Source organism: Enterococcus sp. DIV0876 (assembly GCF_050529585.1).
Lineage (GTDB): Bacteria > Bacillota > Bacilli > Lactobacillales > Enterococcaceae > Enterococcus_D.
This window is the reverse complement of record NZ_CP172882.1, coordinates 1,264,429-1,289,330: the sequence shown is the minus strand read 5'-3', so window position 1 is coordinate 1,289,330 and position 24,902 is coordinate 1,264,429. Positions and strand designations below refer to the sequence as shown.

The 24,902-nt window shown below is 41.3% G+C and carries 25 protein-coding genes; 2 read left to right on the top strand and 23 right to left on the bottom strand.

Annotated elements, in window-relative coordinates; all coding sequences use genetic code 11:
* Positions 1-92 precede the first annotated feature (92 nt).
* The 8 genes from IGI41_RS05985 to IGI41_RS05950 all read right to left on the bottom strand — a co-directional run bounded on the left by IGI41_RS05985 (position 93) and on the right by IGI41_RS05950 (position 7,909).
* Positions 93-1,673 carry a peptide chain release factor 3 gene (locus tag IGI41_RS05985; protein ID WP_430612202.1) on the bottom strand — a complete coding sequence of 527 codons (1,581 nt, stop codon included), beginning with the start codon at positions 1,671-1,673 and terminating at the stop codon, positions 93-95.
* Between the two features lie 174 nt (positions 1,674-1,847).
* The gene (locus IGI41_RS05980; RefSeq protein ID WP_430612200.1) at positions 1,848-2,660 is read right to left on the bottom strand and encodes a MetQ/NlpA family ABC transporter substrate-binding protein; all 813 of its coding nucleotides are present in this window, start codon (positions 2,658-2,660) and stop codon (positions 1,848-1,850) included.
* 13 nt (positions 2,661-2,673) lie between these two features.
* Positions 2,674-3,336 (bottom strand): methionine ABC transporter permease, encoded by a 663-nt coding sequence (locus IGI41_RS05975; RefSeq protein ID WP_430612198.1) that lies wholly within the window; start codon positions 3,334-3,336, stop codon positions 2,674-2,676.
* Positions 3,323-4,048 (bottom strand): ATP-binding cassette domain-containing protein, encoded by a 726-nt coding sequence (locus IGI41_RS05970; RefSeq protein WP_430612196.1) that lies wholly within the window; start codon positions 4,046-4,048, stop codon positions 3,323-3,325. The genes IGI41_RS05975 and IGI41_RS05970 overlap by 14 nt, the downstream gene beginning before the upstream one ends.
* 10 nt (positions 4,049-4,058) lie before the next feature.
* Entirely contained in the window at positions 4,059-5,075 is a 1,017-nt protein-coding gene (locus IGI41_RS05965; protein WP_430612194.1) for a lipoate--protein ligase, read from the bottom strand.
* Between the two features lie 99 nt (positions 5,076-5,174).
* Complete coding sequence (locus IGI41_RS05960; protein ID WP_430612192.1) at positions 5,175-5,318, bottom strand: hypothetical protein; 144 nt, start codon at positions 5,316-5,318, stop codon at positions 5,175-5,177.
* On the bottom strand, positions 5,302-6,678 hold the full coding sequence (locus tag IGI41_RS05955; RefSeq protein WP_430612190.1) for a hemolysin family protein: 1,377 nt from the start codon (positions 6,676-6,678) through the stop codon (positions 5,302-5,304). The genes IGI41_RS05960 and IGI41_RS05955 overlap by 17 nt, the downstream gene beginning before the upstream one ends.
* A gap of 115 nt (positions 6,679-6,793) precedes the next feature.
* Positions 6,794-7,909, bottom strand: coding sequence for an AI-2E family transporter (locus tag IGI41_RS05950; RefSeq protein ID WP_430612188.1), 1,116 nt, complete (start codon positions 7,907-7,909; stop codon positions 6,794-6,796).
* 163 nt (positions 7,910-8,072) lie between these two features.
* Between IGI41_RS05950 and IGI41_RS05945 the strand changes: the two genes are divergently transcribed.
* Positions 8,073-8,513, top strand: a complete 441-nt coding sequence (locus tag IGI41_RS05945; protein WP_430612186.1) for a GNAT family N-acetyltransferase — start codon at positions 8,073-8,075, stop codon at positions 8,511-8,513.
* 52 nt (positions 8,514-8,565) lie between these two features.
* Here the strand turns inward: IGI41_RS05945 and IGI41_RS05940 are convergent, their stop codons facing one another.
* The 4 genes from IGI41_RS05940 to recX all read right to left on the bottom strand — a co-directional run bounded on the left by IGI41_RS05940 (position 8,566) and on the right by recX (position 12,328).
* Entirely contained in the window at positions 8,566-9,558 is a 993-nt protein-coding gene (locus IGI41_RS05940; protein ID WP_430612184.1) for an N-acetylmuramoyl-L-alanine amidase family protein, read from the bottom strand.
* A gap of 201 nt (positions 9,559-9,759) precedes the next feature.
* Complete coding sequence (gene ntdP, locus IGI41_RS05935) at positions 9,760-10,293, bottom strand: nucleoside tri-diphosphate phosphatase (protein ID WP_430612182.1); 534 nt, start codon at positions 10,291-10,293, stop codon at positions 9,760-9,762.
* A gap of 93 nt (positions 10,294-10,386) precedes the next feature.
* Complete coding sequence (mutY, locus tag IGI41_RS05930) at positions 10,387-11,541, bottom strand: A/G-specific adenine glycosylase (RefSeq protein WP_430612180.1); 1,155 nt, start codon at positions 11,539-11,541, stop codon at positions 10,387-10,389.
* Positions 11,534-12,328 (bottom strand): recombination regulator RecX, encoded by a 795-nt coding sequence (gene recX, locus IGI41_RS05925; protein WP_430612178.1) that lies wholly within the window; start codon positions 12,326-12,328, stop codon positions 11,534-11,536. The genes mutY and recX overlap by 8 nt, the downstream gene beginning before the upstream one ends.
* A 112-nt stretch (positions 12,329-12,440) precedes the next feature.
* Here recX and rlmD point away from each other — a divergent pair, with 112 nt between their 5' ends.
* Entirely contained in the window at positions 12,441-13,817 is a 1,377-nt protein-coding gene (gene rlmD, locus IGI41_RS05920; RefSeq protein WP_430612176.1) for a 23S rRNA (uracil(1939)-C(5))-methyltransferase RlmD, read from the top strand.
* 74 nt (positions 13,818-13,891) lie between these two features.
* Here the strand turns inward: rlmD and hisIE are convergent, their stop codons facing one another.
* From hisIE to IGI41_RS05865, 11 genes are all read right to left on the bottom strand, one after another.
* Positions 13,892-14,530 (bottom strand): bifunctional phosphoribosyl-AMP cyclohydrolase/phosphoribosyl-ATP diphosphatase HisIE, encoded by a 639-nt coding sequence (hisIE, locus tag IGI41_RS05915; RefSeq protein ID WP_430612174.1) that lies wholly within the window; start codon positions 14,528-14,530, stop codon positions 13,892-13,894.
* A complete protein-coding gene (gene hisF / locus IGI41_RS05910; RefSeq protein ID WP_430612172.1) occupies positions 14,514-15,308 on the bottom strand; it encodes an imidazole glycerol phosphate synthase subunit HisF in 795 nt (264 codons plus the stop codon). The genes hisIE and hisF overlap by 17 nt, the downstream gene beginning before the upstream one ends.
* Complete coding sequence (gene hisA, locus IGI41_RS05905; protein WP_430612170.1) at positions 15,305-16,042, bottom strand: 1-(5-phosphoribosyl)-5-[(5-phosphoribosylamino)methylideneamino]imidazole-4-carboxamide isomerase; 738 nt, start codon at positions 16,040-16,042, stop codon at positions 15,305-15,307. The genes hisF and hisA overlap by 4 nt, the downstream gene beginning before the upstream one ends.
* Entirely contained in the window at positions 16,039-16,665 is a 627-nt protein-coding gene (gene hisH / locus IGI41_RS05900; protein ID WP_430612740.1) for an imidazole glycerol phosphate synthase subunit HisH, read from the bottom strand. The genes hisA and hisH overlap by 4 nt, the downstream gene beginning before the upstream one ends.
* 24 nt (positions 16,666-16,689) lie before the next feature.
* Positions 16,690-17,280: an imidazoleglycerol-phosphate dehydratase HisB gene (hisB, locus tag IGI41_RS05895; RefSeq protein WP_430612168.1), complete on the bottom strand. Its 591-nt coding sequence runs from the start codon at positions 17,278-17,280 to the stop codon at positions 16,690-16,692.
* Positions 17,277-18,335: a histidinol-phosphate transaminase gene (hisC, locus tag IGI41_RS05890; RefSeq protein ID WP_430612166.1), complete on the bottom strand. Its 1,059-nt coding sequence runs from the start codon at positions 18,333-18,335 to the stop codon at positions 17,277-17,279. The genes hisB and hisC overlap by 4 nt, the downstream gene beginning before the upstream one ends.
* Positions 18,332-19,612, bottom strand: a complete 1,281-nt coding sequence (hisD, locus tag IGI41_RS05885; protein WP_430612738.1) for a histidinol dehydrogenase — start codon at positions 19,610-19,612, stop codon at positions 18,332-18,334. Before hisD ends, hisC begins: the two co-directional genes overlap by 4 nt.
* A complete protein-coding gene (gene hisG / locus IGI41_RS05880) occupies positions 19,612-21,180 on the bottom strand; it encodes an ATP phosphoribosyltransferase (RefSeq protein ID WP_430612164.1) in 1,569 nt (522 codons plus the stop codon). Before hisG ends, hisD begins: the two co-directional genes overlap by 1 nt.
* A gap of 215 nt (positions 21,181-21,395) precedes the next feature.
* Complete coding sequence (gene glyS, locus IGI41_RS05875) at positions 21,396-23,465, bottom strand: glycine--tRNA ligase subunit beta (RefSeq protein WP_430612162.1); 2,070 nt, start codon at positions 23,463-23,465, stop codon at positions 21,396-21,398.
* A gap of 1 nt (position 23,466) precedes the next feature.
* Entirely contained in the window at positions 23,467-24,378 is a 912-nt protein-coding gene (gene glyQ, locus IGI41_RS05870; RefSeq protein WP_430612160.1) for a glycine--tRNA ligase subunit alpha, read from the bottom strand.
* Between the two features lie 17 nt (positions 24,379-24,395).
* A complete protein-coding gene (locus IGI41_RS05865; protein ID WP_430612158.1) occupies positions 24,396-24,635 on the bottom strand; it encodes a hypothetical protein in 240 nt (79 codons plus the stop codon).
* Between the last annotated feature and the right edge of the window lie 267 nt (positions 24,636-24,902).

Sequence of the window (24,902 nt, the reverse complement as noted above, 5' to 3'; positions counted from 1 at the left end):
TATAAAAGATGACTGTCGCCGCCCTCTTTTATAGATATATTTTTTTGCGGTCAAATACCGCTTTATCCTTGCCTTAACCCATCTAACGTTCCTTACATCAAGGTCTTCAATTCAACATCTGGATACTTATCCGCAAACCAGCGCATCGCAAATTGATTTTCAAATAAGAATAAAGGTTGGTCAAAGCGGTCTTTGGCCAAAATATTCCGACTCGAACTCATGCGTTCGTCCAAGTCTTTAGGATCGATCCAACGGGCAATCTTATTCCCCATTGGAGTCATGATCACTTCAGCATTGTATTCGTTCAGCATTCTGTATTGAAATACTTCAAACTGCAATTGACCAACAGCCCCGATGATATACTCATCACTCAAATATGTTTTATAGAGTTGGATGGCGCCTTCTTGGACCAGTTGATAGATTCCTTTATGGAATGATTTTTGCTTCATGACATTTTTGGCTGTCACTTTCATAAATAATTCCGGTGTAAATGAAGGCAGTTCTTCGTACGCTACCTTTAATTTACCTTCATAGATCGTATCACCGATTTGATAATTTCCAGTATCATAAACACCAATAATATCCCCGGCAACCGCTTCTTCGATATTCTCGCGGGTATCTGCCATAAATTGTGTCACATTACTTAATTTCATTTTCTTGCCTGTGCGCTCTAAAGTCACATCCATCCCCCGCTCAAAGGTACCTGAACAGATGCGCACGAATGCGATCCGGTCACGATGGGCTGGATTCATGTTGGCTTGGATTTTGAAGACAAAACCTGACATTTCAGGTTCATAGGGACTGACTTCTGTATCAGCCAATGTTTTATGCCCATAAGGTGCCGGCGCAAACTGCAAGAATGTTTCTAAGAAGGTTTGCACCCCAAAATTGGTCAAAGCTGAACCAAAGAATACAGGTGTTTGTTCCCCACGTGCGATTTTTTCGGTATCAAAAGAATCCCCCGCTTCTTGCAGTAATTCGACTTCTTCTAATACTTGTTGGAACAGACCATCTTGGCTGAAGGGATGATCTGCCGGCATATGCCCTTGCTCATCAAGTGGTACCAAACGTTCGCCGCCATGATTATCTGGTCGATAAAACTCGACCCGTTGATTGTGAATGTCGTATAAGCCTTCAAGGCCTTTCCCCATACCGATCGGCCAATTCATTGGAAAAGATTCGATTGCCAATAGGTCTTCTAATTCTTCTAATAAGTCCAATGGTTCTCGACCGTCACGGTCCAACTTGTTGATAAAAGTAAAGATTGGAATACCGCGTTTTTTGACAACTTGGAATAGTTTCTTGGTTTGTGCTTCGATCCCTTTTGCACTGTCAATGACCATGACTGCGCTATCGACCGCCATCAATGTACGATAAGTATCTTCAGAGAAATCCTCGTGTCCTGGTGTATCCAAAATATTGACACGTTTTCCTTGATAATCAAATTGCATCACAGAACTGGTCACTGAGATTCCCCGTTGTTTTTCGATCTCCATCCAGTCAGATTTCGCAAAATTACCTGTCTTTTTCCCTTTGACGGTTCCAGCTTGACGGATCGCGCCGCCAAATAAGAGCAGTTGTTCAGTGATCGTTGTTTTCCCAGCATCCGGGTGAGAGATGATCGCAAAAGTACGGCGACTATCTACTTGTTGTTTTAATTTAGGGTTATCCATTGATTATGTAACTCCATTTCTATATTTACGTATACACAGAGGGTTGCTCTGCAAGATTTCTGACCAAATCAGTATATCATGGAAATAGGTCAGAAAAAAGAAAAAAACGCAACAATACCCATTCCACACGTCTTTAGAGAAATGCTGGAATGGGTATTGTTGAAACAGATTCGATTAAAATGCAGGAACCAATGTATCACTATGATCTTTTTCTAAAAATTCTTTGACTTTGTCACTGGTCATTGCTTTACGCAGGACCTTGATTTTTTCAGAATCCTGATTGTCTTCCCGCGCCACTAATGAAATGGCAAAGCGATCATCGATCGTTTTTTCTAAAAAGAGGGCGTCATCAGGTTTTAAGCCAATTTTTGCAATATATGTTGGATAGTTATAAACCAACGAAACATTTGGTTCATCATAAGCTTCCGCTAAGTTCAGCAAATCTACAGATAACCATTCGAATTTTTTCGGATTCTCTGTAACATCTTTCAACGTACCATTGACCCCAACACCATCTTTTAATGTGATCAACCCTTGTTCAGCTAAAATAGCCAATGCTCGGCCTTCATTTGAGACATCATTTGGCAGAGCTACTTTCGTTCCTTCTGGAATGTCTGCAATATCTGTATAGTCTTTAGAATAAAAACCAACTTTGGCATTATAGATTTTGTCCAATGCCACTAAATGAGCATCTTTTTCTTCGTTGAATTTTTCCATGTAAGGTTGATGCTGCGCAAAGTTGGCATCTACTTCCTTATTATTCAACAATTCATTGTATTGAATGTTGTCATTGACTTGAACCAGCTCAATGGTCCAACCGTCCTCGACTGCTTCTCCTGCTACTTTGACGACATCAGTCATGGGTGTCGTTTGCGAAGCAACTTTGATCACTTTGTCTTCGCTGCTTTCATTGCTCGCTGTTGAACCGCAAGCAGCCAACACACCCAATGCCAATAATCCTAAACCTACTACTATTCCTTTTTTCATTTACTTTTTCCTCCTATTTTCTTTTATCTAACCGTTTTGCTGTTAGATTGCCAATCCATTGCAGGATAAAAACCAAAATGATGATAATCAGAATGGCGAAATACATCACACCATACTCATACCGTTGGTAGCCATAGCGAATCGCAAAATCACCGATCCCTCCACCACCAACGATACCCATGACTGTCGAATAAGAAACCATACTGACGATCGTCGTCGTCAAGGCCAAAACCAATCCGCTTCTAGCTTCTAATAACAAAAACGAGCGAATATATTGCCATCGGTCGACACCTAATGAGTGTGCGAGCAAGGTGACATCTTCTGGTACATCCAATAAAACTTGTTCTGTCAGACGAGCATAAATACTGATTGCCACGATACTCAACGGCAGACTAGCTGGGATCGGTCCAAAGGAACTGCCTAAGATCAACCGTGTCACAGGGATCAGCGCCACAACAAACAGCAAAAACGGAAAAGAACGAATGATCGTAACAAGCAAATTCAAGCTTTCATAAGATAGTGAAAAAGAACGTTTCCTTGTCAAATACATCATCACACCTAACGGCAATCCTAAAACAATCGCCGCACTAATGGAAATACCCATCATGATTCCTGTCTCAGCCAAAGCTTGCCATAACTCCGGTAAATAATAACGAATACTCTCAGTAATCGACATGCAGCAAACTCCTCTCTACTTGTTCAAGATAACTGAGATTTGATGCTTTGATCATTCGCGGCTGATGGTCAAAAGCAGCCGTAAAACGGCCCGACTCAAGAACATAGACCCGTTGGCAAAGTTGTCGAACGACCGAAAGTTCATGGCTAACAAAAACAACTGCTGGTTTAAACGTCTTTTGCACGTTTTGTAATAACGCGATGATATCTTTCTTGGTATCCTCGTCTAAAGCACTCGTTGGTTCATCACAGAGCAAGATTTTCGGTTCTCTGATCAACGCTCTGGCAATTGCCACCCGCTGTTTTTCGCCTCCACTTAACTTTGAAGGATAATCATTGACTTTATCCGTCATCCCCACAAATGCCAACATTTCAGTAACGGCTTCATCAGTTCGCCCCGATAGCTTAAGAGGCAAATAGACGTTTTCGAAAACCGTCAGATTATTTAATAAGTTATAGTTTTGAAAAACCATGCCAATTTCTCGTTGCATCTCAAGCCGCTGTTTTTTATTTAGCCGTCTGATGTCTCGTCCATCGATCATGATCTCTCCAGTATCCGGTTCCTCGATCAAATTCAATATGCGCAGCAAGGTCGATTTGCCTGATCCGCTTTTTCCAACCACTCCGACGATTTCACCAGCGTCTACCGTGAAAGAAAGTTGATCTAAAATCGGCTTGCTATAACGCTTTGACACCCCTTCAATGTTTAACATGATTGCCCCCTTAATGAAACAATAAATCTAGAAAATCATCCTTCGTCATTTGGTAGATATATTGATCCAACCGCTGCTCTGATAACATCTTTTTGATCGTTTCGTATTGAAAAGGCAGACCAATCAATGCTGCTTGTAACGCTTCGATCTCTTTTTGACCAAAAAAGTCACCATTGATTTTCATAGCAGTGATCAACCCTTTGGCAACAGAAAAATTGATCTCTACGATGCCCACTTGATCAAATCGCTTTCTTTTTTGCCAGTCAAAAGCCGGCGCTTCATCAAAAATCCATTGCGGATTTGCATAACGTTCACGGTATAAAGCGTCAATTGCTTGCTGATCGGCATCCGTCAATCGCAGTTCTTTTTCACTGATTTCCTCGATCGATGCAACACCATAGATATGACACAACAACACATCACGAAATGCGTAAGTATCAAGGTCACGATATACTTCTGATAGATAAGGTTTGATATTGGTCACACTTTTTCTGACTGATTTTGTTGCTTTTGAAGCGATTTTTTCTTCGGCAACATGCAGTACTTGTGTCAAAGCATCAAGATCGACATCGAACATCAACGTACCATGCGCATATGTACGATCCTTTTTGGTATACATAGCATTTCCCGAAAACTTTTTGTCTTCAATATAAAGATCATTTCGTCCATGGACGGTGATACCAGTTGCCCCCATCGCTTCTAAGCCTTTCATGATAGGTTGGGTAGCTGAATGATAATCACCAAATCGAGTTGCGTCCTTTTTGGTGACAAAACTAAAACTCATATTACCCAAATCATCATAAACTGCACCACCACCGGAAGTCCGACGAGTCAATACAATGGATTTAGACTGTAAATAGGCCAAATCGATTTCTTGATAGGCATTTTGGTTTCTTCCGATTATAACACATGGTTTTTGTATATATAACAGCAAACATGGTTCTTCAATATCTACGTTATCCATTAAATATTCTTCAGTTGCCAAATTCATCCGAATATCATCACTGGGCATACGAAAAAACTTCATTAAAAGCATCCTCCATCCGTTATCGTTTATCATCTATACTCGCTTTATTTAAAGAAAATTGCAACTAAAATGCTCATTTTTAAAATTATGAACGTTCTTTTATCTGTTTTTTGACTGTACTAATTTACTCTTATATCCTACCTTTTTCTTTTCGACAATACAAGAGGATTCTAAAAAAAAATGCACAAACAAAAAACCAGCGCCCAAAAACGCTGGTTCTAATTGGTTATCTTCTTGGTTCATCTTGTTCAAAATCTTTGCGGAAATAGCGTCTTTCTTCTTCCGGTTCAATGTCGTGATCTTCAGGATCATGGAATTTCACACGAATCTTCAATACTCTGGATCCTTCCATCTCCTCTGAAATCAGCGTCACATTATCCACTTCAAATGAAAGTTTTTCTCCATCATCAGGAATCATTCCTAATGCAGTGATCAAATACCCCGCCATCGTGTCGACATCACTCATATGCAAACTCATATTAAATGCTTCGTTAAAATCATCGATCAACATTCGACCTTGGATCACATATTCATGATCGGAGATTTTCTCATATAACTCTTCAACTTCATCCGATTCATCATCGATTTCACCAACGATTTCTTCTAATAAGTCTTCTAATGTCACAAGACCGACGACTCCACCATATTCATCAAGTAAAATCGCCATTTGATTTTGGGTTTTCTTCAATTCATACAATAAGTCATCAATAAAAACTGTTTCCGGAACAAATAATGGTTCTTGCAGGATTTGTTTGATATCCATTGATTCAAATCCGTACTGATAAGCACATTTCAAAAGATTTTTGGTATGCAACACACCAACAACTTTATCTTTGTCCTCGTTATATACAGGAATACGAGAATAGTTTTCTGCTAAAATTTCATTCAAAATTTCTTCTACTGAGTCATTGATATCCACCATGAAAGCTGAGGTACGTGGAACCATCACTTCACGGGCAACTTTGGTATCCAATGAGAAGATCCCTTGCAGCATTTCCAACTCATCTTCTTCAAATACACCTTCAGTTTCCAACATATACCGCATTTCATCTCGGGTCATTTTCGTATCTTCATCATCAAATTCCATCGGTGTGATTCGTGCCAGCAAACTAGTTGAGGCAGATAAGAACCAAACAAATGGTTTTGCGATCGTTCCAATCGCACGAATGACACCAGAAGTAAATTGTGCAACTTCCTCTGACTTGTTCATCGCAATTCGTTTTGGATACAACTCACCAAAAACGATCGACACATACGTCAATATTGCCAATACAATGATATTCGCTAAACTTTTGGCAGCTGAACCTCCACCTAGATACGGTGCTAGTTTAGTTGAAAGCGTGTCTGCCAGAGAAGCCCCAGATAAGATATTGACTAGTGTGATCCCAACTTGGATCGTTGACAAGAAGTTTGTTGGATTCTCAATAACTTTCAATAATTTTTGTGATTTGACATTTCCTTCTTCCGCCTTTTGTTCAATACGGTTTTTGTTGACTGAAACAACCGCAATTTCCGAAGCCGCTAAAAAGGCATTGATTAATGTCAAAACGATCAACAATAAAATTTGCGCTAAAAGCGACTGACTCTCGGGGTCAGCATTCATAATAGCATTCTCTCCTTATTTTCCATTTATTCTAAAAAAAATCGTGGGCTATGCCCACGATAAAATCGTATCACAAACTATTTTTCTTTGCAATAAAAAACATCAGTCACTCTTATCATTCAAAAAGGCGTTCTTGATTCTTCTTACTCTTATCATCTCTCACCAAACGTGCAATAAAAATCACGATCGTTCGACAAATAGCATAGAAAGGCACGCCTAAGAAAATACCCAATAGTCCAGCAATATTTCCAGCCACTAATAAAACCAAGATGATGGTCAAAGGATGGATCGCCAATGATTTACCGATTACGTTTGGATAAATGACGTTGCCATCAAGTTGTTGCACGATCAAAACTACCACACAACAAAGCAGCGCACGGAATGGCTCGTCAAAAATCGTGACCAGCACTGCAGGAATCAACCCAAGATAAGGTCCCAAGTAAGGAATCAAATTCGTGATTCCAGCAATCACACCGAAAAGGAAGGCATAATTGACCCCTATGATCCAGTAACCAATAAACGTAAAGGTCCCAACGAAAATACACTCGATTGCCTGCCCACTGATATAATTCGACAACGTTTTATTCAAATCACTCAATAGACCGACAATTTGTTCCCGTCTTTTTTCAGGAAAAACACTTTGGATATTCGGAACCAATTTTTCGCCATCTTTCAGCATATAAAACAAGATAAAAGGGACTGTCACTATAATCATTGTTGCCGACGCAATCGTGCCGACGATCGATCCCAAGCTAGTAGACAGACCGCTCAAAAACTGTTGAATGATCGTTCCATAGGAAAGGTTTAAATTTTCAAGTTGTTGCGCAATATCGATTTGTTTAAAGAATGGATCATCAGCCATCGAGTATATCCAGTTTTCCATGTTGCGGGCAAAACTAGGAATATTTTCTGCCAATGACGAAATTTGGCTGATCAAATTCGGGATCACGCTGAAGAACATCAAAACGATTGCACCCAACAATAGCAACAGAACAATGATCACCGCAAAAACCCTTTTCAGTTTCGTCGTTTTCATGAGAAAAACCACGATTGGGTTTAGGAGATAGTATAGAAAACCCGCAATCAAGACCGGGGCGAATAAAGTAGAAAAAAATGTTCCAACTGGTGCGAATAAGAAATTGATTTTACTTAGGACAAAAACCAGTGTCACTATAACCAAAGACTCTAACGACCAAAAGAACAGTTTTGATTGTTTGATTTTATCGAACAAATAATTCCCTCCTTTTTTCTACATTATAGAATACTTCGTAAAAAAAAGCTTGCGACTTAAGGAGGAAAAAGATTTTTTATAGAAAAAAATGCTATACTATTAAAAATAATCAAATAAAAATAATCAAATAAAAATAATCAAAAATTTATTGAGGTGAACTGATATGCATGTTGCACAAACAAAAGATACGCTAAGTGAAATCTATTTAGCTTCCTTAAAAATCAGAAATACGGTATTTGTCAAAGAACAAGGTGTGCCACTCGCATTAGAAGTGGATGAAAATGAAGCTTTGGCCATCCATTTTGTCTTATATGATGACCAAAATCAGCCAGTAGCAACGCTCCGCTTCTTGCCACTCACCGATCACATCATGAAATTACAGCGAATGGCCGTGCCCAAAGTGCATCGCGGACACGGATATGGCCGCATTTTGATTGATGGCGCCGAAGCATTTGCCCGAACCCAGCATATCAAAAAAATTACCTTAGGCGCTCAATTGACCGCACAAGAATTTTATCAAAAATTAGGGTATCAAACCGAAGGAGAGGTCTTCTTAGACGCTGATATGCCGCATATCAAAATGACGAAAGTTTTATCCTCTTAAAAAATAATCGCTAGTCACGAAAGTTATTCGTGACTAGCGATTATTTTTATCGTCATGGTTGATTCTCGGCAACGATTTCTTTCAGTGTATCAAGTAAACTCGCAGCAACTTTTTCTGCATACCCATCTTCTGTGATGATACTTAAATCATAGTCGCTATTCAAATAACCCAATTCAATCAATATCGACGGTACATATTGTTCTCTGATCACAAAATAATTGCCGAAACGAGGACCGTTATTCGCCAAATCGATTTGAGCAGTCAAATTGGTCGCAATCTTCGTAGCGGTGGTCTCGTAAGTCGGATAATAATAATAAACTGTAAAACCATGGTTCCCATTGGGATAGTTATAATTATCATAGTGGATACTCAAAAATAAATCTGGCGCATCAGCCAATGAAATAGCAGCAATATCTGCCAAAGCCAAATATTCGTCTTTCGTACGGGTATAACTCACTTGGACGCCAGCATCTTGCAGTGTTTGACCAATCGTTAATACAGTCGCTAATGTTAAATTTTTTTCCATGATTGTACCATCCGTCGATAAGGCGCCTGAGTCTTCCCCGCCGTGACCTGCATCTAAAACGATTTTGAAATCAGATAATGATTGCGGTGCATCATTTACTTGAACCTCAGATATTTCCCCATTTGCCTTTGGAATATAGCCATTAAGTCCATCATCCGTTTTGATTTGGATCAACGTATCGGTTTCAGATACATAATCCGCCCAAGAGCCACGATGTACTTTCCCCACTACATTTGAGCACTCCACTGTCTGGTAAACTTGAACATAGTCATTTTCGCTTTCGACAGTCACATCATAGAGTGCTGGATCAACATATATCTGAACTTTCTTGACTGTGCTTTGCGTTCTGGTACTAGCGGAATCAGCAGAAGATGATGCGATGGTTTCGCTGGATTCCGTTGTATCCGCTTGAATCGATGTATCGGAGGTATCACCTGCTGCCTGATTGGTCTTGACCGCGATAGCCATCATACCAGCTAAAATAAATACGGTTGTTACAAACAAAATTGCTTTCTTCATTTTTCAACATCCTTATCAATTACTGATCTTCAGCGTAACAATGGTACCTTAAATTAAACTTAACCTCTTTTTAGTATAAAATAAAGCAAGGAAATTGGCGAAAGATATCCATTGCTTGCAAAAAAACTATATAAAAAAACAAAAAACTTCAACCAAATTGGTTGAAGCTTTGCGGTTCAATGAGTTCATCCCTCATTCGCCTTATCTTTGAGACAACTGCTTGTAGCGATCATACCATATCTCTACGTACCCTGGTGAAAAAGGTCCTTTACCATTATTGATCCAATCTACTAAAATTTTGACATTCTCCTTGAGAATAAAGTCCGTGTCTTGCGGATAGTGCATGATTTTACTGTGTAATTCATACTCATCCACATCTAGTAAACGTTTCTCGCCATCGGGAAATACTTTGATATCAAGGTCATAATCGATATATTTCAATGCCTCTTCATCAAGTAAGTACGGTGAAGCAAGATTACAATAATAGGAAACCCCCTTTTCTCTAATCATTGCGATTACATTAAACCAGTATTTTTTATGAAAATATACAATTGCTGGTTCACGGGTAACCCAGCGTCTCCCATCTGATTCAGTCACCAATGTATGATCATTGACGCCAATCACTGAAAATTCGCTGGTCTTTAAGACCATCGTATCCCGCCACGTTCGATGCAAATTGCCGTCATGTTTGTAACTTTGAATGCTTACAAACTCTCCTTCTTTTGGAACTCGCATAGCAACCCTTCCCTCAGCAAGTGACCTTGCGTTTTGTTTGGGTGTTCATTACACCGACATCGGTATAATTATAGCAATAAAAGACTCCTTTGCCTAGAAATCTTTATCGAGTTTCTGATATTTCTTTAATTGCGCGACCAATTTTTGCTGCGGTTTAGGAAAAACAAATGCATCGAATGCCGATTCCGGAACCCATCTCCCCGACTCAACCGAGAAAGAGGTGCGCTTCACACCATAAAAAAGCAAGATATGCCACTTCAAATGAGTGAACAAATGAGTGACTTCACCAAAATGACGTTTTTGCCAAATCACTGGCAGATCAGAAAAGATAGTTGGGGTACTTTCTTCTGCGATCAAATCTATTTGACCCGGTTGATCGTCTTTTTCCCATAAAGATGCCAGTTCCTGATATTCTGACTTGGTCACTTCCCGTAAAGGAAAATGCCACATTGACGCCAACAAACCGGTGTCACCTCGTTGTGTCAGCAAAAATGACCCATTATCTTCAATCGCACCCGCCACAAAATAGACATCTTTGGCTTTGGGTTTCTTTGTTTTGACCGGATATTGGGTTTGTTTATTTTCTGCATAGGCCAAACAATACTGGCTGATTGGACATTCCTCACATTTGGGTGATGTGGGCGTACAAATACTGGAACCTAGATCCATAAAAGCCTGATTGAACGCTCCTGTATCCCTTTCAGGCATGAGGTGCCGCATCTTCTGATCGAAGACAGGTCGGCTGCTGGCTTTGGCGATATCCGCATCGCTACAAAATAAACGACTGACCACACGCATCACATTGCCATCGATCGCAGGTTCTGGCAAACCAAAAGCGATACTGCCAATGGCTCCTGCTGTATAAGGGCCGATCCCTTTAAGTGAACGAATGTCGTCCATCGTCATTGGCATCTGGCCATGGTAAATAGCGACGATTTGTTGAGCGGCTGCTTTTAGGTTGCGGGCGCGAGAATAATAGCCCAACCCTTCCCAAACTTTTAAAAGTTTTTGCTCTTCAGCGTCCGCTAGTGCTTGAATCGTTGGAAATTCTTCCATAAAACGATAGTAGTAGCCAATCACGGTATCGACTCTGGTTTGCTGCAGCATGATTTCTGAGATCCAGATCGCATAAGGATCGTTGGTTGCCCGCCACGGCAAATTTCTTTTTGCTAAATGATACCAGTTTAAAAAGTCTTCTTGAAAATGCTTGGTTTTTTCCTGACTCCAGTCTATTTCCTGCTTACTCATCCATGACTTCCTCATCTAAAAATTGTTGAATATCTTCGATCGAAAACCCTTTTTGATAGAGTGCTTGCTTGATTTTCATTTTGCGCTTCATCAAAGGCAATCGTTGATGTCTGCGGATCAATCGTGCCCCTTCTTTTTGCAGCGCATCGTTTTCCTGCGCTTGATCTTTTTCCATTGGCAGTTCATCCAAGATCATCTGGATGACTTGTTGCTGAAATCCTTTTTGCATCAAATGTAATTTGAGTTTTTGTAAAGTCTCTTTATGACTTTTATGCTGAAACCGACGCAGCGCTTTTTCAGCCGTATGATACCCTACCTCAAATTGCAATTCTTCTGTATACAAGGGTAAGACTTCTTGGATCACCGGATCTTTTAGGCCTTTCTTTTTTAGCTGTTGGCCGATCACGATGGGCCCCTTGTCACTGATTCTGATTTGTGTACGCACATAACTTTCACCATAGATTTTGTCATCGATCAGCCCGAGCTCTTTCAACCGCTCAACCACCAAATTACGGTCGTGACTGTCGATTTCTTTGTCTTTCAAATACGTACGGACTTCCATTTCTGAGCGTAGTTGGTAGCTGATATAGTTCATAGCTTGCTGTAAACCTAAATCAAAGCCGGCACTTTTTTTGATTGCTTTGATATCTTCTTCCGTTAGTTCTTTGCCTTTTAAAAGTCTGAAACGCACTAAGAGATCTTCTGAGACCCGTAATGTTTCGCCTTCAGATGTTTCCACTTCATAAAAAGGTCCTTTGCCTTTATTGATTCGAATGATTGTAATCATTTTTTCACCTCACGAACGTACATTCTATTTTAACATAACTTTAGCGATATTCCCGTAAAAAGAACTGATCTTTTGTGGTAGAATAGATTGAATACTTATTGAAGGAGCTATCATGGCAAATATACAAGTTGAACCAGGACAGAAATTACAATTAACGATCAAGCGATTGGGTATCAATGGTGAAGGAATCGGCTATTATAAAAAACTGATTGTCTTTGTTCCCCGTGTGCTCCCCGGAGAACAAGTGATTGCTGAAGTGACCAAAGCTTCTCCACGTTTTGCCGAAGCCAAAATGACCAAAATCATCAAAAAAAGCCCCGATCGCATCCAGCCCCCTTGTAAATTTTATGATCGATGTGGTGGCTGTCAATTACAACATTTGGTCTATGACAAGCAGTTGGATTTTAAAAAAGACTTGCTCAAACAAGCACTTGAAAAATTCAAACCACAAGGCTATCGCCAATTTGTGTTACGGGATACATTAGGCATGGATGAACCTTGGCATTATCGGAATAAAGCCCAATTTCAATTACGCTATAATACGCAATCGAAACGGGTCGAAGCCGGTTTATATGAAATGGACTCTCATCGTTTGGTCGCCATCGATGATTGCCTAGTACAAGAACAAGATACACAATTGGTCATCAATCGGATTGTTCAATTATTGAATAAATACCAGATACCAATTTACGATGAGCGAAAAAACAGTGGGATCCTTAGAACCTTGATGGTACGAGTGGGTATTGCGACTGGCGAAATTCAATTGGTCTTTATTACCAATTCACCAAAACTGCCGCAAAAAAATGCGTTGATCCGAGAGATCAATCAACGCCTGCCGCAAGTAGTGTCAATTATGCAAAATGTTCAGAGTAAGAAGACATCATTGGTCATGGGAGATGATACGATTCATTTGTGGGGCAAAGAATCGATTGAAGAACACTTGAATGAATTGACTTTTGACCTATCTGCCCGAGCCTTTTTCCAATTGAACCCGCAGCAAACCAGTATCCTTTATCAAGAAGGCATCAAAGCACTCGCTTTGACGAAAGATGAAACAGTAGTTGACGCCTATTGTGGCGTAGGGACGATCGGTTTAAGTGTTGCGAAACAAGCCAAAGAAGTGCGCGGCATGGATATCATCCCTCAAGCTATTGAGAATGCCAAAGAAAATGCCAGAAGAATCGGTGCAACCAATACACACTATGAAACTGGCACTGCCGAAGAATTGCTGCCTAAATGGTTCAAGCAAGGCTTCAAGCCGGATAGCATTATTGTCGATCCACCACGAACTGGCTTAGATGATAAGCTCTTACAGGCAATCGTTCAACAGCCGCCAAAAAAAATGGTCTATATTTCATGCAACGTGTCGACCCTTGCTCGCGACCTTGTGAAATTAACAAAAGTCTTTCGTGTAGATTACTTGCAATCAGTTGATATGTTTCCGCAAACAGCACGTTGTGAAGTCGTGGTGAAGTTGACGCGTATATAATAACAAAAAGATAAAAGCTAACGATGCTGAAAGATGCTTCGTTAGCTTTTATCTTATTCATTGAAAGAAACTGCCTATGCGCCTCCCAGTCGTTCTTGTTTCACTTTATGATCCACAACATGTCGCTTGGATAATTCTGATTGGATCTTTGTAAACGGAATATCCATCTCTGCCAATAAAACCAGCAAATGATAGATCAAATCAGCACTTTCATAGACCGTTTCTTCATGATCATTTTTTATCCCCGCAATGATTACTTCAGCTGCTTCTTCGCCGACTTTTTTCAGGATTTTTTCGCGACCTTTTTCAAACAGATAACTCGTATAACTGCCAGATTGCGGTGTTTGTTTCCGCTCGTCGATCAGTGCTGATAAGTCATTCAATGATAAAAGCGTATCTTGACTTTGATACATTAGATGGGTGAAGCAACTCTGTGTACCTTGGTGACAAGCCGGTCCATCTTTGATGACTTTAGCCACCAACGCATCTTGATCGCAATCAGCGGTTAGAGAAACTAAATACTGATAATTGCCGCTGGTTTCTCCTTTACGCCACAATACCTGCCGGCTACGGGAATAATATGTCATTCGTCCTTCATCTACAGTCATCTGCAGACTTTCTTCATTCATGTAGGCCAAGGTTAGCACCTGATTGGTATATAAATCTTGAACGATCACAGGGACCAAACCTTGTGCATCAAATTTGATAGCCATCGCCACGCCTCCCTTTCGTTTCTGCAATTCGTATTGGTAAATCGTACCTTGCCAGATATTGCTTAAGCTGTTCAATCTCTACTTCCCGATAATGAAAAATTGAGGCGGCTAATCCGGCATCGATTCCAGGGAGTGCAAATAGCTCGAGAAAATCCTCCATCCCTCCTGCGCCGCCCGAAGCGATGATTGGCAGTGATACGGTTTCTGTTACCCGCTGCAGTAATGGAAGATCAAAGCCATGTTTCACTCCATCTGCATCCATACTGTTGATGACAACTTCTCCTGCACCATAGGCTTCTGCCATAAGCAGCCACTCAAAAGCATCGATTCCCGTATCTTGGCGACCACCATGGGTATAGACATGGTAATCGTCTCCCACTCTTTTGACATCCACGCTAAGTACGACACATTGGCTGCCATAGCGTTTGGCTGCTTCTTTGATCAGCAATGGATTGTTGACGGCACCAGAATTGACACTCACTTTATCCGCACCGCATTGCAGCACACGCTCAAAATCTTGGACTTGGTTGATACCGCCGCCGACAGTTAGTGGAATAAATATTTCAGCAGCCGTCCGCTTCAAGACATCGGTAAACAATTTCCGTCCTTGAGCCGATGCTGTAATATCATAAAATACCAACTCATCTGCCCCTTGCTGGTTATAATAGGCAGCCAAGTTCACTGGATCATGGATATCTTTTAAATCAGTAAAATTGATGCCTTTCACTACTCGACCGTCTTGAACATCCAAACAAGGAATGATCCGTTTGGTGATCATCGCCACGCCTCCTTTGATAAACGATTGGCACGACGAAGAACCTCTGGCAAAGAAAGAGAACCATTATAGAGTGCCTTGCCGATGATGACTCCTTCAACCCCAATCGCCGTTAGCGTATCGATATCTGTTAAAGTCGCCACACCGCCTGAAGCTGTGATAGCTAAATCAGGTATTTGCTGTAAGTTTTGATACAAAGGACCATTGATACCTAAGCCGGTACCATCTCTTTCGATTTCTGTATAAATGATCCGTTGACATCCCCAAGACACCAACTCTTGACAAAAATCTTTTGCTGAAAGCTCAGTACTTGTTTCCCAGCCATCTACTGCTACTTGCCCGTTTTTGGCATCAACACCGATCACGACTTGCGCACCATATTCTTGGAGCAGCTTCTTAGTTAATTGAGGGTCTTTGGCAGCTATCGTCCCTAAAATCACTTGACTGACACCAGCTGCCAGATACGCATCGACAGCTGCTTGCGTACGAATACCGCCACCGACTTCTACAAGTAAAGAGGTTGACGACACAATCTTTTTAATGATATCAAACTGCGCTTGCTGCCCATTGCGTGCGCCGTTTAAATCCACCACATGTAAATGCGTTGCACCTTGTTCAAAAAACGTTTGTGCAAATACAAGGGGATCGGTCCCAAAAATTTCTCTTTGTTGATAATCTCCTTGTGTCAACCGCACGACATGATTATCTAGTAAATCAATAGCTGGGTAAATATTCATCCTTTTTCCACCTCCGCAAAAGCTTTCAAAATTTTTAAGCCCGTTTCCCCGCTCTTTTCAGGATGAAATTGCGTACCATAAACGTGTCTGTGCTGAACGATTCCTGGAATGGCTATCCCATATGGACTATCTGCAACCAACGAATCCTCGCATGCCGTGGCATAGTAACTATGCACATAATAGACAAATGGATCATTGGTCAGATATTTCGTGATGGGAGATGCTCGGTATTGCTGCAATGTGTTCCATCCGATGTGTGGTACCTTATACTCAATGGATTCCATCTGAAATCGATCTTTTAAAGATCTGATTTTCCCTTTGATCAAACCTAATCCCTGGTGCTGCCCAAACTCTTCACTTTCTTCAAACAACAACTGCATACCGAGACAGATTCCTAGTAATGGTGTACCATATTCAACTTTTTCAAGAATTAAAGGTACCAAACCGCTGTTATCCAGCATCGCTTTAGCATCCCCAAAAGCGCCTACGCCTGGTAAAATCAATTGATCCGCAGCGGCCACTTCCGACGCTTCATTTGAAACACGAGAAGCAATACCTAAATGTGTAAGAGAACTCTGGATACTAAATGTATTTCCGACGCCGTAATCAACGATCACCAACATCTGTACCACCTCTTTTCTTTTGGATTATAAGATCGTTCCTTTGGTTGAAGGAATGACATCTGGGGCAGTTTGGTCAATGGCAACGGCTTGAGCAAGCGCGCGACCAAAACCTTTGAAACAAGCCTCAACAATGTGGTGGCTGTTTTTACCGGCGATTTGATGTAAATGGATCGAAGCCCCCAACTCTCTCGCAAAAGCCACAAAAAACTCTTCAACAAGTTCTGTAGCAAAAGAGCCGATCTGTTGCATTGGAATCGCCAAATCAACAACAGCCATCCCTCTGCCACTGATATCAATAGCGCAAACGACTAACGCTTCATCCATTGGCAAATGAAAGGAGCCATACCGGACGATCCCTCTGCGTTCGGCTAATGCGTCAGAAAAACCTCTAGCAATCACGATTGCCGCATCTTCAACAGTATGATGGGCATCGACATGGATATCACCATCCACGGTCAAATCTAAATCAAAACGGCCATGACGTGCGAACAATTCCAACATATGATCGAAGAAACCTACATTCGTTTCAATCCTTTGTTTTCCGCTTCCATCGATCTGCAAGTACATATCGATTTTTGTTTCAGTTGTATTTCTAGTGATCCGCGCTTCTCTCATTGGGTAACCTCCTTCAAAATCATTTGAACCGATTGGATAAAAATATCCATTTGTGTTTTTGTACCGATTGTCACCCGCAAATAATTCTCGATAAGCGGCTGATCAAACCATCTGACATATATTTGATCGTTCCTCAATTGATCTTGTAAGACTTTGGCACTGATGTGCGGATGCGTGATAAAAACAAAATTGGCAGCACTGTCTGTTACATGAAAACCAAGTTCCACCAACTCATTTTTGGTCGACTCCCGTACTTGAATAACTTTGTGAACTTGCGCAGCAAAATATGTGTCATCCGCAAGAGAAGCTGCACCTGCTGCTAACGTTAGTGCATTGACATTATACGGATTGACCGCAAATTTCAAGCGATTCAAATCTGCAATCAATGCTTGATTGCCAACCGCATATCCCAAACGGGCGCCTGCCAACTGACGAGATTTTGAAAAGGTGCCAATCACCAATAAATTATCGTAGTGCTTTGTATAAGGCACCATCGATTCCCCACCGAAATCAACATACGCCTCATCAATGATTACCAAACGATCTGGGTTTTCTTTCACCAATTTTTCTAAAGAAGCGGCCGGTACATTCAATCCTGTCGGTGCATTCGGGTTCGCGATCACGATTGTTTGGCTTAATGATTGATAAGGATTCAAATCAATGGTGAGATCCTCTTTCAATGGCAGGACGACCGCCTCAATTTGATACATGTCAGCAAAAACTTGATAAAAGCCATAAGTGATATCGGGATAAGCGACGCCATTTGCCATAAAAGCTTGAAAAGCCAAAGACAGGACTTCATCGCTGCCGTTTCCAACAAATACTTCTTCTATTGCAACACCTAAATATTGTGCCAATGGCATACGGACTTGCAGACAGGAAGCATCTGAATATTTTGCTAATTGTTGTACCGCTAACTGAACCGCTTTTTCAACACCTGGTGCTGGCGGATATGGATTTTCATTCGTATTCAGTTTGATGACCGCTGTTTGTTTCGGCTGTTCTCCTGGAACATACGGCACAAGATGCCGATATTTTGGATCTAAAAAACTCATAGCTCCACATCCTCCCCTCTGATCGCCATCGAAAATGCGTGACCGCTTAATCCTTCGGCTTCTGCGAATTCGATGACTGATGCTCGGATGTCTTTGGCAGCTGCCGCACTGTAATAGAGATAACTGCAGCGTTTCACGAAATCTTGTACCGATAATCCAGAAGAAAATCGCGCTGTTCCTTCTGTTGGCAAGGTGTGATTGGGACCAGCAAGATAATCACCCAAGACTTCTGGGGTATGATGACCCAAAAAGGTGCTGCCCGCATGACGAACTGACCCAAGCAAAGCAAAGGGGTCGGCAACAGCCAATTCTAAATGTTCAGGAGCAATCTGGTTGGCGATGGAGATTGCTTCTTCCAAATCATTGACTAGAATCAATTTGCCATGGTCTAGCAATGATTGAGCAGCGATTTTTTGTCGCGGTAAATCTACTACTTGCTTTTCGAGGGCGAAGGCGACTTGATCGATCATATCCGAATCGGGCGTGACCAAAATAGCCTGGGCCTGTACATCATGTTCTGCTTGTGCCAATAGATCAGCAGCGATCCAGTTTGGATTGGCTGTACTGTCTGCGACGATCAACACATCACTTGGCCCGGCGATCGTATCGATTCCCACAAGACCATTCACTAATTTTTTGGCAGTCGCAACATAGATATTTCCTGGTCCAACGATTTTATCCACTGGCTGAATGGTTTCAGTACCATACGCCAGCGCCGCAATGGCTTGCGCACCACCTATGGGATAGATTTCGGTGACGCCTGTCAGATGTGCTGCGGCCAGGACAGCAGGCGTGATCTCCCCATGCTCATTCGCCGGTGTCACCATGACGATTTCTTTCACACCAGCAATCAAAGCTGGTATGACCGTCATCAAGACTGTACTTGGATAGGCAGCTGTTCCACCAGGCACATAGACGCCAACTCTGCTTAATGGAACGATCTGTTGTCCCATGACCTGCCCAGGCTGCGACTGCATGAATCCTTGTTGGGTTTGTCGCTGATGAAAAGTACTGATATTGGCTTTGGCTTGTGTCAAGACAGCAACCAACTCAGGAGAGATAGCATCGATTGCCGCAGCGATTTTGGCAGGTGGATAAGCCAAATCTTCAAGCATATGACCATCAAAAAGTTTCGTGAAGTGGCGCAACGCTTGGTCGCCCTCTTTTTGGACCGCTTCTAAAATCTGATTCGTTTCGGTGACCACATTTAGCGTTTGGCTATTCTGACGCTTTAAAATTTCTGCTAAAGAATGTTTTTTGCTATCAAAACGTTTGATCATAAGTTATTCCCTACCTTTTGAATAAACTCTTGGATTGCTGCTTCTTTGAAACGCCAAGAAACTGGATTGACGATCAAACGAGCAGAAGATTCTAAAAATTCTTGCAATACCACCAAATGATTTTCTTTCAATGTCGTACCAGTTTCTACGATATCAACGATTACATCGGATAAATCTAATAATGGAGCCAGTTCGATCGAACCATGAAGTTCAATCAATTCGATCGATTGCCGAATGTCATTATAATAATGGCGCGTGATTTGCGGATATTTGGTCGCGACCCGCAAAGGTCTTGTCGAATCTGGTTGAAAATCTGCTTTACCAGCTACCACCATCTTGCATGAACCAATCTTTAAATCCAATACTTCGAGGACATCGGTCTCACCTTCTAGTAAAACATCTAACCCAACAACTCCAATATCAGCGGCACCTCGATCAACGTATTGATCGACATCACTAGGCTTTACCAGAAAGAAGCGAATATTATGGACATCATCTTGAAAGATCAGCTTGCGACTGTCATCAAATAAACCGGCACTGACTAAATTGGCTTCGATCAGCATTTGATAAATAGCAGTACCCATTCTTCCTTTAGGCAAAGCAATATCCAAATACGCTTTCGTCGATAATTTCGATTGTTGGTTTTGCCGGTCGATGCCATTCAAATACATCCCAAACCCAATAGCGCCTTGTTGTGCGCCATGGGCTTTGAGCAAGTGATCATAGCGTCCGCCAAATAAGACGGCATGGGGTATACCTTCTAGAAACCCTTGGAACAATAAACCACTATAATAATCGGTATCATTAACGAAAGAAAAATCTAAACGTAAATCGATCGCAGCCGTGGCAGGACAATTGGCTTGCAATTGATCATGCAGTGCAATCAGTTCAACCATTGCTTGGGACGCTTTCGGGAAATCCCCCACCAGTGACACCACTTCTGCTGCAACTTCTTCAAAAGGACCAGAAATAGCTGTCAAACGTGTCAAGGCAGTTGTTACGCTGTCACTCAGCCCAGCTTCTCCACAAACGGCTCGCATCGTATGAGGGCTTTTTGTTTGCAAGGCCATGATTGCCTTTTTTTGCAAGCCGCAGGGAGCAAATCGATCCACAACGTCTTCCACCAAGCCAATATGCGAAATATCCAACGCCCCTTCGCCAGCAACAGCCAAACTTTCCATCGCCAGTCGAATAACTTCTGCTTCACTTTCAGGGTCGATCTGACCAATCATCTCAAGACCAATTTGATTGATGCGTTTATACTCACCGTCTTTACGGTCATGACGATACACATCTTCATTGTAGTAAACTCTGCGGGCTTCACCGATCGGAGTATTTTTGACGATCGACAATGTCACATCCGGATTTAAAGCCATCAAACGACCATTATTGCCAGTAAATGTGATTGGATCAGCGTTTGTTAAAAAGGCTTTATTTTGCAAATATAAATCATATTCTTCGAAACTGCTCAATCGAAACAGATGAAAGTGCCGATGCTCGTATAATTCTCTTAACTGAAGTGCAATCCGTTCTTCTGGTCGTAAAATGTTTAATAAATCTTCCATCAAATGCTCCTCTCGATGCGCAGAAAAAACCTCTTTCGCAAAATTGTATTAAAAACATCTTAAATTTCTTTAATAGAATAGTCAATATCAAATTGAAAATATCTCATTTTGCATAATAATCGACGACTAACGATTGATACAAAAAAACCTCTAATGTGCGCAACGTCACATCAAAGGTTTAATTAAAGGCTCACTAACAGAATGTCAGCAAAAGATTATTTCGTGATCAAGGCATCTAAACTTGCAACGGCCAAACTCATTTTTGCAATTTTATTCAGCAAAGCAAAACGATTGCGTCTGATATTCTCGTCTTCCACCATGACCATGGTTTGATTAAAATAGGTCTCGATCAAAGGTCGCAAGGCAACCAAATGTTGATAATTTTGTTCCAGTGTTTGTTGGGCGAACTGGTCTTCTACTGCAGTCACTGCCTCATACAAGTCTTTTTCGGCATCATTTTCAAATAACGACGGATCGATTTCTTCCTCAGATAATTCGGCTTTCTTAGCCAAATTGATGACCCGCGTCAATGCTTCCATGGATGGTTTAAAGTCAGCATCATCTAAATGTCCACGCAATAATTGTGCAGCTTCAAACAACATGCTGATATCGCCTTGATGGGAACCAAGAACAGCCTCGATTACATCATGACGCGTATTTTTGCTTAGCAAGAATTGACGCAGACGGCCTTTTAAAAATTCCGTTACTTGTTCCTGACCAGATGCCAGTTCGATGCCATAGATGGCAAGGTCTGCATTCACTAGTCCGCGAATTTGTTCTTGAATTTCCGCAAATGGGAAGTACCAACGTTTTTCTGCCAAGATTCGGATAATGCCATAGCTTTGACGGCGTAATGCGTATGGATCATTTGAACCGCTTGGCACCATATCCACCGCAAAGAAGGATAATAAGCTATCTAACTTATCCGCAATAGCCAACACAGCACCAATATTCGATTCTGGCAAAGCACCTTCCGCAGAGATTGGCATATAGTGTTCACGAATCGCTTGAGCAACTGCAGGTGTTTCTCCTTGTAATAAGGCATATTTTTCACCCATGATCCCTTGTAACTCAGGGAATTCTCCAACCATATTGGTAACCAAATCAAATTTATAGATTTGTGCTGCTCGTTGCAAGTCAATCATTTCTTCTGCAGACAAGCCGACTGTTTCACCAATGATTTTGGCCGCAACAGCTGTTCGCTGCATTTTTTCAAATAAGCTGCCAATTTTTTCATGGAACGTTACATGTTTCAATTTCTCAACACATTGTTCGATCGTCAGCTTTTTGTCTTCATTATAAAAGAATTCCGCATCTTCTAAGCGTGCAGTCAAGACTTTTTGATTGCCTTTGATGACATTATCGATTTTGACTGAATCGCCATTCCGAACAGAAATGAAGTGCGGCAACAATTGACCTTCGACTGTTCGCACATCAAAATAACGTTGATGTTCTTTCATAGAAGTAACCAAGATTTCTTCCGGAATCGCTAAATATTTTTCTTCGAAATCACCGACAAAAGCGGTTGGGTATTCGACAAGGTTATTGACTTCTTCCAACAAATCTTCATCTAAATCAATACGCCAGTCATTGGTTTGGGCGATCGTTTCAATTTGATCAACGATCATTTGTTGACGTTTTTTAGGATCAGCGATCACAAATTGCTGGGTCAGTTTTGTCAAATAGTCATCAGCATGATCAAAGCTGACGTCCTCACCTAAGAAACGATGACCTCGTGATTGTCGTCCGCTTTTCACATCCAAAATTTCAAAAGGAATCACTTCACTGTCATACAAAGCCACGACCCAATGGATAGGTCGAATGTATTCAAAATCATGATCGGCCCAATGCATCGTTACTGGGAAAGTCAAACTCGTGATCACTTCTTTTAATCCCGCCAAAACATCGATAGTGGCTTGGCCTTTGGTTTTTTTGGTAACATAGACATATTCAACGCCTTTTAATTCTTTAAACGTGATATCCTCTGTTGTTACTCCTTGCCCCCGTACAAAACCTTGCGCAGCTTTTGACCAGTTGCCATCTTCATCTAAAGCGATTTTTTTCGCAGGTCCTTTGACTTCTTCTTCGGTATCCGCTTGTTTTTCAGGAATATCGGTCACATAGACCGCTAAACGCCGTGGTGTCGAATAGGCAGCGATCGAAGCATATGGCAAAGCATGTTTTTCTAAGAAAGCGGCCGTTTTTTCCGCTAATTGTTTCATACTTGGTGTGACGATATGGGCTGGTATTTCTTCTAATCCAATTTCTAACAAAAGATTCGCCATCTTATTTTTCCTCCTCGATCAATGTTTGGGCAATTGCAGGATCCAATAAAGGGTAGCCAAGATTTTTTCTTTCAGCAACAAATAATTTTGCGACCTGTCTCGCCATATTTCGAATACGTGCCAGATAGCCCGCACGTTCAGTGACTGAAACAGCACCTCTAGCGTCTAATAGATTGAACGTATGACTGCATTTCAAAATATAATCATAGGCTGGATGAACCAAGCGTTCATTGATACAGCGTGTCGCTTCTTTTTCAAAACGATCAAAGTTCCCTAACAATAGATCTTGATCACTAACTTCAAAAGAATACTTTGAATGCTCAAACTCAGGCTGACGGAAAATTTCGCCATATTTGACACCGGCAGACCATTCCAACTCATAAACACTTTCCACTTCTTGGATATAAGATGCCAAACGTTCTAATCCATAAGTGATTTCCGATGTGACTGGTTTGCATGCTAAACCGCCGACTTGTTGGAAATACGTAAACTGCGTGATTTCCATCCCGTCTAACCAAACTTCCCAGCCTAATCCAGCACAACCCATTGATGGGTTTTCCCAGTTGTCTTCAACAAAGCGGATATCATGCTCTAAAGGATCGATACCTAACAAACGCAAACTTTCAAGATAAAGCTCTTGAATATTATCTGGGGAAGGTTTCATCACTACTTGAAATTGGTGATGTTGATACAAACGGTTTGGATTTTCACCATAGCGACCATCTGCTGGACGACGAGAAGGCTCCACATAAGCTGCATTCCATGGCTCAGGTCCAATTGCCCTTAAGAAAGTATAAGGACTCATCGTTCCGGCACCTTTTTCTGTATCATAAGCTTGCATCAACATACAGCCATTGTCTGACCAAAATTTTTGTAAAGTCAAAATCATTTCTTGTACCGTTAATTTACTCATTGTTATCTTCCTCTCTTTTAAAGGGCGTTGACGACTGGATAAAACTCAACGACTGAGCCCGGGATCAATTTCACTTCGACAGTGCTGTTTTCTGATAAGTAATCAGCTAGATCATAAATCATTTGTGCTGGATCAGTTGTAAATTGGTGCGACACTTGGTCAGCCTCTTTGATGCATACTTGCAATGGAATACTTGCCAATATTTTCAATTGTTTTTGTTGAAACTCGCTTGCAGGAATCGTCATATCGAATAACATACTGTACCTCCTTCAATTTGATTGTTGAACCATTTAAATCAGGACATCATAACATAAAAAAAGTCCCTATACCTATACAGAATGTATAGATATAGGGACGATCATTCGCGGTTCCACCCTACTTCCGTTGACACGGCAGCTTCATTTGATTGTGCTCACGGACGCCTGCGAAAATAAGGTTCCTGCTTGGCTTTCACTATTCCAAGTTCGCTGAATGGAAGGGACTTTTTTCTTTTTTCCGATCATTGCACTGATTCAATTACCCTT

Excerpts from the sequence above, each read along its gene's own strand:
- IGI41_RS05985 (WP_430612202.1), bottom strand. The coding sequence starts at position 1,673 with ATGGATAACCCTAAATTAAAACAACAAGTAGATAGTCGCCGTACTTTT.
- IGI41_RS05980 (WP_430612200.1), bottom strand. The coding sequence starts at position 2,660 with ATGAAAAAAGGAATAGTAGTAGGTTTAGGATTATTGGCATTGGGTGTG.
- IGI41_RS05975 (WP_430612198.1), bottom strand. The coding sequence starts at position 3,336 with ATGTCGATTACTGAGAGTATTCGTTATTATTTACCGGAGTTATGGCAA.
- IGI41_RS05970 (WP_430612196.1), bottom strand. The coding sequence starts at position 4,048 with ATGTTAAACATTGAAGGGGTGTCAAAGCGTTATAGCAAGCCGATTTTA.
- IGI41_RS05965 (WP_430612194.1), bottom strand. The coding sequence starts at position 5,075 with ATGAAGTTTTTTCGTATGCCCAGTGATGATATTCGGATGAATTTGGCA.
- IGI41_RS05960 (WP_430612192.1), bottom strand. The coding sequence starts at position 5,318 with ATGAACCAAGAAGATAACCAATTAGAACCAGCGTTTTTGGGCGCTGGT.
- IGI41_RS05955 (WP_430612190.1), bottom strand. The coding sequence starts at position 6,678 with ATGAATGCTGACCCCGAGAGTCAGTCGCTTTTAGCGCAAATTTTATTG.
- IGI41_RS05945 (WP_430612186.1), top strand. The coding sequence starts at position 8,073 with ATGCATGTTGCACAAACAAAAGATACGCTAAGTGAAATCTATTTAGCT.
- IGI41_RS05940 (WP_430612184.1), bottom strand. The coding sequence starts at position 9,558 with ATGAAGAAAGCAATTTTGTTTGTAACAACCGTATTTATTTTAGCTGGT.
- ntdP (WP_430612182.1), bottom strand. The coding sequence starts at position 10,293 with ATGCGAGTTCCAAAAGAAGGAGAGTTTGTAAGCATTCAAAGTTACAAA.
- mutY (WP_430612180.1), bottom strand. The coding sequence starts at position 11,541 with ATGAGTAAGCAGGAAATAGACTGGAGTCAGGAAAAAACCAAGCATTTT.
- recX (WP_430612178.1), bottom strand. The coding sequence starts at position 12,328 with ATGATTACAATCATTCGAATCAATAAAGGCAAAGGACCTTTTTATGAA.
- rlmD (WP_430612176.1), top strand. The coding sequence starts at position 12,441 with ATGGCAAATATACAAGTTGAACCAGGACAGAAATTACAATTAACGATC.
- hisIE (WP_430612174.1), bottom strand. The coding sequence starts at position 14,530 with ATGGCTATCAAATTTGATGCACAAGGTTTGGTCCCTGTGATCGTTCAA.
- hisF (WP_430612172.1), bottom strand. The coding sequence starts at position 15,308 with ATGATCACCAAACGGATCATTCCTTGTTTGGATGTTCAAGACGGTCGA.
- hisA (WP_430612170.1), bottom strand. The coding sequence starts at position 16,042 with ATGAATATTTACCCAGCTATTGATTTACTAGATAATCATGTCGTGCGG.
- hisH (WP_430612740.1), bottom strand. The coding sequence starts at position 16,665 with ATGTTGGTGATCGTTGATTACGGCGTCGGAAATACATTTAGTATCCAG.
- hisB (WP_430612168.1), bottom strand. The coding sequence starts at position 17,280 with ATGAGAGAAGCGCGGATCACTAGAAATACAACTGAAACAAAAATCGAT.
- hisC (WP_430612166.1), bottom strand. The coding sequence starts at position 18,335 with ATGAGTTTTTTAGATCCAAAATATCGGCATCTTGTGCCGTATGTTCCA.
- hisG (WP_430612164.1), bottom strand. The coding sequence starts at position 21,180 with ATGGAAGATTTATTAAACATTTTACGACCAGAAGAACGGATTGCACTT.
- glyS (WP_430612162.1), bottom strand. The coding sequence starts at position 23,465 with ATGGCGAATCTTTTGTTAGAAATTGGATTAGAAGAAATACCAGCCCAT.
- glyQ (WP_430612160.1), bottom strand. The coding sequence starts at position 24,378 with ATGAGTAAATTAACGGTACAAGAAATGATTTTGACTTTACAAAAATTT.
- IGI41_RS05865 (WP_430612158.1), bottom strand. The coding sequence starts at position 24,635 with ATGTTATTCGATATGACGATTCCTGCAAGCGAGTTTCAACAAAAACAA.